This is a genomic window from Pedobacter sp. AC379, from assembly GCF_979258145.1.
The window spans coordinates 3080095-3093052 of sequence record NZ_OZ409839.1; the positions used below are offsets into that span (position 1 = coordinate 3080095).

Genomic DNA, 12958 nt, shown 5'->3' on the forward strand with positions numbered 1-12958 from the left:
TGATGATCTGTGTTTTTTATCTGAGTTAATCTGTGGGAAAAATATTGATGTTAAAACAACTTTCCGGTTTGCCCTGGAAAATTCTTTTTCAAATGTTTATAGGCTGCCTCGGTAACTTCTCTTCCTCTTGAAGTGCGCATAATGTATCCTTCCTGAATCAAAAATGGCTCATAAACCTCTTCAATAGTTCCTTCATCTTCTCCAACAGCAGTTGCAATGGTTTTTAATCCCACCGGGCCACCTTTAAATTTATCGATAATGGTTACCAGAATTCTGTTGTCCATTTCATCGAGGCCATGTTCATCTACATTTAAGGCATCTAAAGCATAGCGGGCTATTTCGGTGTCAATATTTCCGTTTCCTTTAATTTGGGCAAAATCCCTCGTTCTCCGTAAAAGTGCGTTGGCTATACGGGGTGTACCACGGCTACGGCGGGCAATTTCGTAAGCTCCTTCATCACTGATTGGAGTTTTTAATATTTCCGAAGAACGTAAAACAATCGTTGTCAGTAATTTGGCATCATAATAAGCTAACCTGGCATTGATCCCAAAACGGGCCCTCAAAGGTGCAGTTAATAATCCAGATCGGGTGGTGGCACCAACTAATGTAAAAGGATTGAGCGATATTTGAACTGAGCGGGCATTTGGTCCGGTTTCGAGCATAATATCGATCTTAAAATCTTCCATGGCCGAATAGAGGTATTCTTCAACCAAAGGAGATAGGCGGTGAATTTCGTCTATAAATAGAATATCACCTTCATCAAGCCCGGTTAACAAACCAGCCAAATCGCCGGGTTTATCTAAAACAGGACCCGAAGTTACCTTAATACCAGTTGCCATTTCATTGGCAATAATATGAGAAAGTGTAGTTTTACCTAATCCCGGAGGACCATGTAAAAGCACATGATCTAAAGCTTCGCCACGAAGTTTTGCCGCCTGAACAAAAATCTTCAGGTTTTCCATCACTTTTTCCTGTCCGGTAAAATCTTCAAAAGCCTGTGGCCTTAAAACCCTTTCAATATCACGATCGGTAGGGGTAAGGTTGCTTGCTTCAGGATCCAGATTCTCATTCATACAGCAAATATAAAATTAAATGCTAAAAAAATTAGGATTTTTTAAATTTATCAGAAACCACCAGATCTTTTCAGCCGACCTTATATTTATAAAAGCCTTCGCCGGTTTTAGCACCTTTTTTACCAGCAGCTACCATATTTACCAGTAAAGGGCATGGCGCATATTTAGGATTACCAAAACCATCGTTCAAAACTTTTAAAATTGCTAAGCAAACATCTAAACCAATAAAATCTGCCAATTGAAGCGGTCCCATTGGGTGTGCCATTCCGAGTTTCATCACCGTATCAATTTCATAAACCCCGGCAACACCTTCATATAATGTATAAATGGCTTCGTTAATCATCGGCATTAAAATGCGGTTGGCTACAAAACCAGGATAATCATTTACTTCTACAGGAACTTTTTCAAGGCTTTGTGATAGCGACATGATGGTATTCGTTGTTTCATCGCTTGTGGCATAACCACGGATTACTTCTACCAGTTTCATCACCGGAACGGGATTCATAAAATGCATTCCGATTACTTTATCGCCCCGATTGGTTACAGCAGCAATTTGAGTGATGGAAATAGAAGACGTATTGGAAGCAAGAATGGCATGAGCGGGAGCAAATTGATCTAATTCTTTAAAAATATTCAATTTTAAATCTACATTCTCCGTGGCTGCTTCTACAATTAAATCAGCATTTTGAATGCCATCTTTTATTGATGTATATGTTGTAATGTTATCAATTGTTGCTGCTTTTTGGGCTTCGGTTAAGGATCCTTTAGTAACCTGCCTGTCTAGATTTTTTATAATGGTTTGTAAAGCCTTATCCAGCGCAGTTTGATTGATATCAATCAAGTTTACCTGGTAATTGAATTGCGCAAAAGTATGGGCTATGCCATTTCCCATTGTACCAGATCCGATTACTGCAATTTGTTTCATCTTTTAAAGGATTTAAAAAGCGAATTTACTTATTTGAAGCCGAGTTCCATCAATCATTATAATTAAAAATTCAAGCTTGATTAACTGATATGATGATGATTTTTGAATGTTTTTGTATTAATTTTTAATTTAATCAAAAATTTTCACCATCAGTTTTCTATCATATTGGGAATGAAGATTACAGGATGAAAATGACCTTTAATACAATAATTTTTTATTGCCTTATAAGCTTTTAAAATGCTGATTAACAAAAAATAAACTTAAAATTTATTAAATAAAATGTTAACCTTTTAAGGTAACTATTGTATTGACGGAAAGTAGATATACATGGATATTACTTCATTTTAATGTCTTTTTTAAGGGTTTTTAAGCTATTAAGAAAAACAAAAACAGAATTAAATTGCTTTAAAATATAGAAAATAACCGTCGACATTTTTAGAAAATGAAGACGTTTTTATAAAGGTACTTCCTAGTCAATTTAGGTTAGTTAATGATTAGTTAAAATAGAGATCTTGCTGGATAGCAGATCTCTATTTATTTTATCAACCCCTTAAGGAGCTAATCTGGTTTTGGTCCAGATTCCTTTAACTTTTTCGAAATTTATCCTATCGTGCAATCTGCTTCTTCTTCCTTGCCAAAATTCTATTCGTGTAGGTTTTACGATATAACCACCCCAGTGTGCAGGTTTAGGTATACCATCATCATTGCTTTTGGCTTTTAACGCTTCGAATTTTTCTTCCAAAAACCCTCTGTTTGGAATAATCTGACTTTGAGGTGAAGCTACTGCACCAATCTGACTGGCAATTGGCCTGGTGTTAAAATACGTTTCTGAGGTTTCTTTATCCAGTTTTTCTACTGTTCCCTCAATTCTAACCTGTCTTTCTAATTCTGGCCAGAAAAATACCAGAGCCGCATATGGATTGCGCTTTAATTCTTTTCCTTTTGCGCTCAGATAATTGGTGAAAAATCTAAAGCCATCTGTATCAACACCTTTAAGTAAAACGATGCGGGCATCTGGTCGGCCAGTTTTATCAGCCGTAGCCAAAGTCATTACATTCGGTTCGTATATCTGAGCATCAACAGCATGCTGAAACCACTTTTTAAACTGGGCAATTGGGTCTTGATCAACGTCAGATTCATCTAGCGAAGCGCTTTTGTAATCTTGGCGCAGGTTTTGTAGAAATTCATTTGTAACTTGCATTTAACAAAAATAGGCATCTTTTACGGTGTAACAAACGATTATCATCATGCTAAACAATATAAAACCAAAAACAGGCCGCCTGCTCATCTCAGAACCCTTTATGGCCGATCCTAATTTTAAAAGATCTGTAGTATTATTAACCGAACATGGCAATGATGGTACTGTAGGATATATTCTTAACCAGGTAGGAAATTTAATCCTTAACGACGTAATTCAGGATTTATGGGATGCGAAAAACTATATTTATTTTGGCGGCCCGGTAGCTGCGGATACCTTACATTTTATACATCGAAGTTTTGATAAACTACAGAGCGGAGAACCTATCGGCAATGGTTTGTACTGGGGTGGAAATTTTGAAACCCTTAAAATTCTCTTAAATACCAATGCAATAAGTACTGATGAAGTGAAATTTTTTATGGGTTATTCTGGTTGGGACCAAGGACAACTGGATCGGGAGATTGAAGAGAATGCATGGATGGTGAGCGATACTTTTAATCCTGATCTTATTTTTAGTAATGATGATGAAAAACTTTGGCGGGATGTGGTTGTAAATTTAGGTCCGAAGTATGCACATATCAGTAATTTCCCGGTTGATCCGAGTTTGAATTGATCGGATTACTATATTTATAATAAAGTTGTCGTCCTTTAGATTTGTCTAAGTATTTTATTTAGGGATTAATTGAAATTACGATTAGTTTAGCTATGACTAAAATATTTAAAATGTTACCTAACCGGTAGCGGCACATTAATGATTCGTCAAGGTTTTTATGCCTATGGAATGATGCAATCCGCTACCGGTTTTTCTCCCTTAGTGACCAGATAACAATTAGGGAATTACCCATTATTAAGGACTTGGATCGATGGGCTGGAATTAGGTAACTGTTGCAAACATAAAAATAATAAGATGATTGTCACTACAAAATTCTTCATCGGTATCGATGTTTCAAAACCTTATTTCGATGCTTCCCTTATGGCGGTTGTCAGCCATGTAAAACAGGCTGTCGATACTGCCCGATTTGATAACAGTATCACAGGGATCAAAGCTTTTGACAGGTGGCTCAAGAGCCATAGGGTTACTATGGATGAACATTCACTTGTTGTGATCGAAAACACCGGTATCTATCACCGCCTGATCTGGTCTTTCTGCAGCAAGAAAAATCTTCCCATCCACATTGGCAATGCGGCACACATCAAGTGGAGCTTTGGGATAGCCAGGGGAAAGAATGACAGGATAGACAGCCTTCGCTTATGCAACTATGCCTATCGGGAATCAGACTCTTTGACTGCCACACCTCCGTTAGACCCTGTTCTGATACACCTGAAGGACTTTATATCTGCCAGGACAAAGCTGTTGAAGCAGATAACCAGTCTAAAAGTTTCCATTAAAGAGCTGGGAAATGTAAATGAGAAGCCACATCAGAAGCTCATTGAGAGATCGCTGAAATCAGCCATCGATGGAATAGCCCGGTCCATCAAGAATATTGAAATGGAGATCAGAAAAATAATAGGAGAAAACAGGGCTTTCAAAAGCAATTACGAACTTCTGGTCAGCATACCGGGAATAGGACACGTGACTGCCATATACCTTATTGGATGCACAGCTAATTTTGCAGGTAGCCCAAGCGGAAAACAACTGGCCTGTTATGCAGGGGTAGCCCCATTTGAGCACAGCAGCGGCATTAGCATAAAGGGCAAACCAAGAGTTCATAGGATGGCAAACAAGGAACTAAAAAGACTATTGCACCTGTGCGCCTTGTCCGCTATCCAAAATAATCCAGAAATCAGGAACTATTATAACAGAAAAAAGGATGAGGGAAAACATAGCATGAGTATTCTAAACGCCGTTAGAAACAAAATAGTGCTTAGGGTAGCCTCGGTAATAAAAAAACAAACACCGTTCAAAAACAACTATAATTTAGCCGCATAAAATTTGTAATTGTCATAACAATCATCCCGACTGAAACGCAGTGAAATGTAGAAATCTATCAGAACAGATTTCTACATTGTGTTGCACTACGCTCGAAATGACGACGCTTATGATTAACATTTAAGACTCAAGACTATCAGCACTTTCTTCAACTTTTCTTCTCAACTCATCTTTATAAGCCTGCATTTTAACCGTTAAAGATTCGTCAGCCGTAGCTAAGATCTGCGTAGCCAATAAGCCTGCATTTTTAGCTGCATTTAATGCTACTGTAGCAACGGGAATGCCATTTGGCATTTGTAAGATCGATAAAATACTGTCCCAGCCATCAATAGAGTTTGATGATTTTACTGGAACTCCAATTACTGGCAATGTTGTAATGGAAGCAACCATGCCTGGTAAATGGGCTGCGCCACCAGCACCAGCAATAATTACTTTCAGGCCACGTCCTTGTGCTTCTTTAGCATAGTTGAACATGCGTTCTGGTGTTCTGTGTGCAGAAACTACTGTAATTTCATAGTTTATTCCAAATTCTTTAAGCACATCGGCAGCATCTTGCATCACAGGAAGATCTGATTTACTACCCATGATTATTCCTACCAAAAACCCCTCCGCCCCTAAAGGGGAACTTGAATTTCCATCGTTCATATCAATCGTTTTTTTTTTACTCGTGTTATTTATTTATGCTATTGCCACCTTGTTATCGGTTTCCCCTTCAGGGCCTTTGAGTTCTAGACGTTCGTGTATATCGTTTAATTTTTATTCTTTAAACTTTTTGTTTTTCCATCCTGCTATTAGTTCCCCCTTCAGGGGGCTAGGGGGCTTATGCCACTACTTTTAATGTTTTTTGTACAAACCGTGCTTTTTCAATGGCTTTTTCCCTGTCAATATCCACTATGGTTACATGGCCCATTTTGCGGAAAGGTTTTGTGTATTTTTTACCATATAAATGGACATAAACACCATCTATTGCCAATATTTTTTCTAGATTTTCATATTTAGCTACGCCTTCAAAACCTTTCTCGCCAAGTAAATTAATCATAATGGCGTTGGTAATGCTACCGGTATCGCCAAGTGGCAGGTTATATATAGAACGTAAATGCTGTTCGAACTGAGAAACATAATTGCCTTCTATCGTTTGGTGGCCACTATTGTGTGGGCGGGGAGCAACTTCGTTAACCAACAATTCGCCATCTTTACAAACAAACATTTCTACGGCTAAAATTCCGGTAATGTTCATGGCTGAGGCAATATTTTTAGCAATATTCTCCGCTTTTTGCTGCAAACTTTCGGCAAAAGTGGATGGAGAAATTAAAAATTCTACAAGATTGGCTTCAGGATTGAATTCCATTTCTACCATAGGGAAAGTTTTCATATCACCATTGGCATTACGAGCCACAATTACCGCTACTTCTTTGTCAAAATCAACAAGTTTTTCAATAATACATGGTGCATCAAAAGCTTTATCAAGATCAGCAGCACTGTTAATTTTCATTACACCTTTACCATCGTAACCATCTTTTCGCAATTTTAAAATGTATGGAAAATGGAAAGGACTGTTCTCCATATCTTCTTTAGTATTTACAATCTGAAAAGGAGATGTAGGAATATCGTTTTCTTTGAAAAATTGTTTTTGTACGCCTTTATCCTGTATTAAGCGGATTACCCTCGATTGTGGGAAAACCTTTTTGCCTTCTTTTTCAAGTTGCTCCAAGGCATCAATATTTACTTTTTCGATTTCAATGGTAATAATGTCTGCTTTCTTTCCGAAATTATAAACGGTATCAAAATCAGTGATTGAACCATTTTCAAAATAGTTGGAAATATTTTTGCAGGGGGCATCAGGATCCGGGTCTAAAACTAATGTGGTTACGTTGTAATTTATGGCTTGCTGAATGAGCATTCTACCCAATTGTCCGCCACCTAAAATACCTAATTTTAATTCGCTAATCTGTTTTGCCATGCGCTTGAAAATAATGCTACTTTTGTGCAAAAGTAACCATAATAAATTTTATTGATGAATGCTGATGCAATAATTATTGGTGCAGGTGCCTGCGGATTGATGTTTGCGGTGCAGGCAGGCTATTTGGGGAAAAAAGTAATTGTACTGGAAAAAAATGAAAAGCCAGGTGCTAAAATATTGATTTCGGGCGGGGGAAGGTGCAATTATACCAATCAATTTGCATCTGCTGAGCAGTTTATATCGGCCAATCCGCATTTCGTCAAATCGGCTTTTACACAATGGACTGTTGATGATACCATTGGTTTTTTCGAAACCTACGGGATTACAGGAAAAGAAAAAACATTAGGTCAATTATTTCCTGATGATAAGAATGCCAAAGATGTTGTAGAAGTTTTTACTTCCATTTGTGCAGATTTCGGACAGGAAATAAGATGTAATGCTGACGTTAAGGATATCGAAATACTTCCTGAAGGGTTTAAAATAAGCTATGAAAAAAATGGGAAAACGATTATTTTAAAATCTGAAAAACTGGTAATTGCAACTGGTGGTTTACCGATCCCAAAAATGGGTGCTACTGATTTCGCTTTGCGATTTGCCAGAAAGCATGAGCTTAAAATTATAGAAACTGCACCAGCGTTAGTGCCGCTAACCATTACCGGTAAAGATGAAGAATGGTTTGCACAGCTCTCTGGCAATTCTGTTTTTTGCGAAGTAAGCAATAATGAAATCTCTTTTGAAGAAAATATTCTTTTTACACATTGGGGCTTAAGTGGCCCGGCAATTTTGCAGATATCTTCCTTTTGGAGAAGGGGAGAAACAGTTAATTTAAACCTGTTGCCTCATCAAAATATTGTTTCCTTATTGGATGATGAAAGGAAAAATAACGGTAAAACCTTATTATCTACATTATTAAATAGGATTTATACTAAGAAATTTACCGATGCTTTAGGTAAATTTTTGCCTTTAAATAAACCTGTTGCAGCCTTAACAAAATCGGAAATCGATTTAATTGAGCAAACCATTCATCATTTTAAAGTTAAGCCTGCGGGTGATAAAGGTTACGATAAAGCCGAAGTAATGCGTGGCGGGATAGATACGAACGAAATTTCTTCTAAAACGCTCGAGAGTAAAAAGATTCCAAATTTGTTTTTTGGTGGCGAATGTTTAGATGTTACAGGTTGGTTGGGCGGCTATAATTTTCAATGGGCCTGGGCGAGTGGTTTTGTAATCGCACAAAATATTTAACTGTAAAATTTTACAATTGCTTCACCTGTAGAAAGTTAAGAAGGTTTGTGTTTGGAGTTTTTAGTGGCAAGCTAAAATAAACTCCGCAAGTTTCTAAAGCTTGCGAGGTTAGTTTTTCACTACAAATAAACATTAGGCATTACTTCCCATGCCCATGGCTTTTTAAAGGTTTTGAAAGTCCTCATTTGAGAAAAGTATAAAACCTCACTCGTTCTCCGGTTCGCAATATCTCTTCTGTGCAAGTTGCCAACGGTGGTAAATAATTCACGCGTTTTGAAATCGTAAACCCTTTCGGTCATATCGCCGCTGTTTTGGTTAAAATAAAGATTGATTGCACTTGTTAAAAACCAGTCTTTATTTTCAAATTTAAAAGTATAGCCCAATTCCCAACGCCACTCAGAGCCACCTTGAAAGCGCAGATAAAGTTGTTGATCTTTAATGGTAATTTGTTGTAGTGGATCGCCTAATTTACCTCCTTCTTCCGATCGAAGAATAAAGTCATTGTTCTGGGTAGATAAATGATACGCTCCTGTTGATTTATCTTTAAAAAAAATGGCCAATATTCTCGGCTTTTGCGTTTCTTTTATGATATCGGTATTGTTGTCGCCATAAACGCGTGTTTCATCTATAGTTTTGTTAAATTCAAAAACCAAAGCTAAATCATCTGTCGCATCATTGTTAAGGTCACCATAAACCCGGTCAATAGCAGTCCAGTTGGCAGGTGTAAATTGTTCAGCAGAAGTACCTTGCGCTTTAATTTTGGGAAATACAAATGCTTTTTGCGCAAAGCTGATTTGCACGAAGAGCATCAGGAAGAAAAAACAAAAAACTTTCATTCAGGTAGAAAATGCGTTGATGTATTGTTAAAACGTTTACATAGCGGTTTTAGTTTAAAATTGCGTCATTGATTATTCACGCTGAATTTATTTTAGCATCTTTTACGCAGAATAGACCTTGATCAAGATGTAAAATCCGGATAGGGTGACTACGCTATTAATAATTCCCTTACTTTTGCAACAAAAAACAATCCTTCTTGAAAACCGATATACTTGCAATTACGCCACCATTTACCCAACTGAATACTCCATATCCAGCAACAGCGTATATAAAAGGTTTTCTAAACACGAAAAATATCAGTTCTACCCAGGCAGATTTGGGAATTGAAGTTATTTTAAGGCTTTTTTCTAAAAAAGGCCTACAAGATTTATTTATCCAAACAGAAGATAATCTTCTTCCAAAAAGCGATAACTCGCAAAGGATTTTTGCACTCAAAAATGAATATTTAAAAACTATTGATGCTGTAATTGCCTTTTTACAAGGAAAAAACCCAACATTGGCCTTGCAGATCTGTAGTGATGATTTTCTTCCTCAAGCTTCGCGTTTTGCAACTTTAGAAGAATTGGATTGGGCTTTTGGTGCCATGGGTACGCAAGATAAAGCCAAACACCTTGCCACACTTTATCTCGAAGATATATCTGATTATATAGTTGAATGTATTGATGAAAATTTCGGCTTTAGCCGTTATGCAGAGCGTTTAGGAAGAAGTGCCAATTCGTTTGATGAATTATATGGTGCTTTGATAAAAGAGCCGACATATATTGATCGTATTCTGATTTCGGTTTTGAAAGAAAAGATTGAGGCCGTTCAGCCAAAATTATTTTTAATTTCTGTTCCTTTTCCGGGTAATTTGTATAGCGCGTTCCGTTGCGCACAATGGATTAAGGCAAACCATCCGGAGATTAAGATTTCTATGGGTGGTGGTTTTCCAAATACAGAGTTAAGGTCACTATCGGATGCGAGGGTTTTTGAATTTTTTGATTTCATCACTTTAGATGACGGCGAATTACCAATTGAACTTTTATACCATAATATCACACATCCTTTCCCAACAGAAGCACATTTTTATAAAAGAACTTTCTTGTTAGAAAACGGTAAAGTTGTTTACCGCAATGATGCCTTTAGAAACGATTACAAGCAGGCTGATGTAGGAACACCGGATTATACAGGATTATTGTTGGATAAATACATTTCAGTAATCGAAATTGTTAACCCGATGCACCGCATGTGGAGCGATGGACGATGGAATAAACTTACCATGGCACATGGCTGTTATTGGGGTAAGTGTACTTTTTGCGACATTTCTCTCGATTATATTAAGGTTTATGAACCTGTTGCAGCCAAATTAATTGTAGACCGCATTGAGGATTTATATGCAAAAACAGGACAGAATGGCTTCCATTTTGTTGATGAAGCTGCACCGCCCGCGTTAATGCGCGAAGTTGCCTTGGAAATCATCAGAAGGCAATTGGCCGTAACCTGGTGGACAAATATTCGTTTTGAAAAAAGCTTTACGCATGATTTGTGCTTATTATTAAAGGCATCGGGATGTATTGCTGTTTCTGGTGGATTGGAAGTAGCATCAGATCGCCTGTTAAAACTAATTGATAAGGGCGTAACAGTAGAGCAGGTAGCAAAAGTTACCCGTAATTTTACTGAAGCAGGAATAATGGTACATGCGTATTTAATGTATGGCTATCCTACCCAAACCATACAGGAAACAGTTGATAGCTTAGAAATGGTACGCCAGTTGTTTGAAGTTGGGATATTACAATCGGGTTTTTGGCACCAATTTGCCATGACGGCCCATAGTCCGGTGGGGATGTACCCCGAAAAATTTGGCGTGGTAAAGGACACTGAAGCAATTGGTTCCTTTGCCAATAATGATATTAACTACACTGATAAAACAGGTATCGATCACAATAAATTTAGCTTTGGTTTAAAGAAATCACTTTTTAACTTCATGCATGGAATATGTTTTGATTACGAACTTCAGGATTGGTTCGATTTCAAAATCCCGAGAACAAAAATTCCTGCCGATTTTATTGAGAAAGCTTTACACAACGGAGATCAGTTTAACACCAAACCAACTGCAAAAGTAGTATGGATAGGTAGTAAGCCTGCCACCAGTTACTTTACAAAATCTAAAAAAGGCCATACCTGGGAAATGGCATCGCTTACCTTCCACGATAAAAAGGAAACTTTTACGGTACAAACCAATAAAAAAGAAGGGGAGTGGCTGAATGCTATTTTAGATAAGGTTTCGATAGATAATGAAAAGGTGCTTACTTTTCAAGAAGTTAAAATAGATTTTGAACGGGAAATGGAAAATTTCGAACTTTTTTGGTATTCAAAACCTATTAATACTTTGAGAGAATACGGTTTATTGGTCTTGTAAATTCTTATTATAAATCTTCATTTCGAGCGATTGCAACAAAGTCGAGAAATCTGTCTAGGTCTATCTTTCCATTCCGCTGCGGTATAGGGAGGATAATCAATAATTTAAAGATGGCATTAGCTTTACATCTTCATTTTAAAACGTGTAAGGAAATAGAGGATGCAGATCAATATAATTGAATTTAAGATCAGCAATAACCAGGATGGCGTAGATTTCCGATCTTTAATCACCGCTATTAAAGAGGTGATAAAAGCCATTGCAATCAGTGCCAGGAATAAGTTTACAGTTTGTATACCCAGAATGTAATAGCCGCTATAAGAAAATACAAGTAAACTAAGTATTAAAAATATAACACAGGCAATGGTATAGCGCTTGTTGGGTTTCATATAAGCAAATTGTAAATAGATGAGGTGTTTAACTTATATTAAATGATTACCTATTTATTAAATAAATGCAGGCTTAAAGATTTATTCGACTTACCAAGCTAACGTTTTTAACCCTTCGATTTTTAAGAAATGTTTATCCCTTGTGCTTAGCTTTAGCTTGTGTTGTATTGCAGTAGATGCGATCCAAATGTCATTTTCAGGGATCGGAGTGCCATTCCTTCTTAAATCTGCCTTAATTTTACCATAAATAAGCGCTGTTTCATCATCGATAATTAAAACTTCGTAAGCTGAAATTAGCTGTTTAATGTTGGAAATATTCTGCTGGATTTTGGTTGAATATTCAGCACCATAACAAAGTTCCCCAATGATAATTGAAGATAAGTATACTTCTGATTTATCAATATGATTTGCAACAGTAATATCTCCTTTAAATAATGCTGATATGATATTGGTGTCCAATAAAACCCTATTTCCAGCCATCTAAGTCGATATTTCCACAATCTTCTTCAATAGCTTTATCAATTAGATCCATATCCGATTTTGAAATCAGCCCTATAAAATCATGGGCTGATTTTTTTTTCGTGCGCCGGGCATGGCAATCGACTATAGGGTTCAAGTCCCGAACACGCTTAGCAGTAGGAAGTGTTAGCTCGAGACAAGGGTGTCGTGGGTGACTGCGAATCTGAAGGAAGTCCGCGGCAAATATGGGGGCTTACGAACAGAAACTGTATACGAGGCGGATTTAGTCCGGGTGATGTTGCGAAACAAACAGAAGCCCAATACTGCACGGGGACTATTACGCAGATACAGAGGCCACATCCATAGGAAGTAGATTGTCTTACCCCGGGAGATCTGAATGAGTTCTGTCAATTGTAAGCGCGATTACAGGAGAAGAAACATTTGGCAGAGATGTTAAATGCCTCAATCAGAAGTCAGCAGCGGTCGTAGTACTGCATTTTTCGGATGCAGAAAGGACCAAATGTTAGGATGGCAAAGGAAACAGGAA

12 protein-coding genes are annotated in these 12958 nt (G+C 37.4%); 4 read left to right on the top strand and 8 right to left on the bottom strand.

Annotated elements, in window-relative coordinates; all coding sequences use genetic code 11:
* Nucleotides 1–50: 50 nt before the first annotated feature.
* The 3 genes from ruvB to pdxH form a co-directional block, all read right to left on the bottom strand.
* On the bottom strand, nt 51–1073 hold the full coding sequence (ruvB, locus tag ACZZZW_RS13785) for a Holliday junction branch migration DNA helicase RuvB (RefSeq protein WP_055911838.1): 1023 nt from the start codon (nt 1071–1073) through the stop codon (nt 51–53).
* A gap of 70 nt (nt 1074–1143) precedes the next feature.
* Complete coding sequence (locus ACZZZW_RS13790) at nt 1144–1998, bottom strand: 3-hydroxyacyl-CoA dehydrogenase family protein (protein ID WP_463494152.1); 855 nt, start codon at nt 1996–1998, stop codon at nt 1144–1146.
* A gap of 550 nt (nt 1999–2548) precedes the next feature.
* Nucleotides 2549–3199 carry a pyridoxamine 5'-phosphate oxidase gene (pdxH, locus tag ACZZZW_RS13795; protein ID WP_463494154.1) on the bottom strand — a complete coding sequence of 217 codons (651 nt, stop codon included), beginning with the start codon at nt 3197–3199 and terminating at the stop codon, nt 2549–2551.
* Nucleotides 3200–3245: 46 nt separating this feature from the next.
* Here pdxH and ACZZZW_RS13800 point away from each other — a divergent pair, with 46 nt between their 5' ends.
* A complete protein-coding gene (locus ACZZZW_RS13800) occupies nt 3246–3809 on the top strand; it encodes a YqgE/AlgH family protein (protein WP_055911827.1) in 564 nt (187 codons plus the stop codon).
* Between the two features lie 294 nt (nt 3810–4103).
* Complete coding sequence (locus tag ACZZZW_RS13805) at nt 4104–5126, top strand: IS110 family RNA-guided transposase (RefSeq protein ID WP_463494156.1); 1023 nt, start codon at nt 4104–4106, stop codon at nt 5124–5126.
* A 120-nt stretch (nt 5127–5246) separates the two neighbouring features.
* On the opposite strand, the gene purE is transcribed toward ACZZZW_RS13805, so the two are convergent.
* Together purE and ACZZZW_RS13815 are read right to left on the bottom strand one after the other, a co-directional pair.
* Nucleotides 5247–5771: a 5-(carboxyamino)imidazole ribonucleotide mutase gene (gene purE, locus ACZZZW_RS13810; protein WP_463494158.1), complete on the bottom strand. Its 525-nt coding sequence runs from the start codon at nt 5769–5771 to the stop codon at nt 5247–5249.
* 175 nt (nt 5772–5946) lie between these two features.
* Complete coding sequence (locus tag ACZZZW_RS13815; RefSeq protein WP_463494160.1) at nt 5947–7086, bottom strand: 5-(carboxyamino)imidazole ribonucleotide synthase; 1140 nt, start codon at nt 7084–7086, stop codon at nt 5947–5949.
* 54 nt (nt 7087–7140) lie between these two features.
* Here ACZZZW_RS13815 and ACZZZW_RS13820 point away from each other — a divergent pair, with 54 nt between their 5' ends.
* A complete protein-coding gene (locus tag ACZZZW_RS13820) occupies nt 7141–8331 on the top strand; it encodes a BaiN/RdsA family NAD(P)/FAD-dependent oxidoreductase (protein WP_463494162.1) in 1191 nt (396 codons plus the stop codon).
* A 119-nt stretch (nt 8332–8450) separates the two neighbouring features.
* On the opposite strand, the gene ACZZZW_RS13825 is transcribed toward ACZZZW_RS13820, so the two are convergent.
* Complete coding sequence (locus ACZZZW_RS13825; protein WP_463494164.1) at nt 8451–9167, bottom strand: hypothetical protein; 717 nt, start codon at nt 9165–9167, stop codon at nt 8451–8453.
* 197 nt (nt 9168–9364) lie between these two features.
* Here ACZZZW_RS13825 and ACZZZW_RS13830 point away from each other — a divergent pair, with 197 nt between their 5' ends.
* Nucleotides 9365–11566, top strand: coding sequence for a B12-binding domain-containing radical SAM protein (locus ACZZZW_RS13830; RefSeq protein WP_463494166.1), 2202 nt, complete (start codon nt 9365–9367; stop codon nt 11564–11566).
* Between the two features lie 122 nt (nt 11567–11688).
* Here ACZZZW_RS13830 and ACZZZW_RS13835 read toward each other — a convergent pair whose 3' ends face one another.
* Nucleotides 11689–11952 carry a hypothetical protein gene (locus tag ACZZZW_RS13835; protein ID WP_463494168.1) on the bottom strand — a complete coding sequence of 88 codons (264 nt, stop codon included), beginning with the start codon at nt 11950–11952 and terminating at the stop codon, nt 11689–11691.
* A gap of 90 nt (nt 11953–12042) precedes the next feature.
* On the bottom strand, nt 12043–12432 hold the full coding sequence (locus ACZZZW_RS13840) for a PIN domain-containing protein (protein ID WP_463494170.1): 390 nt from the start codon (nt 12430–12432) through the stop codon (nt 12043–12045).
* Nucleotides 12433–12958: the final 526 nt, after the last annotated feature.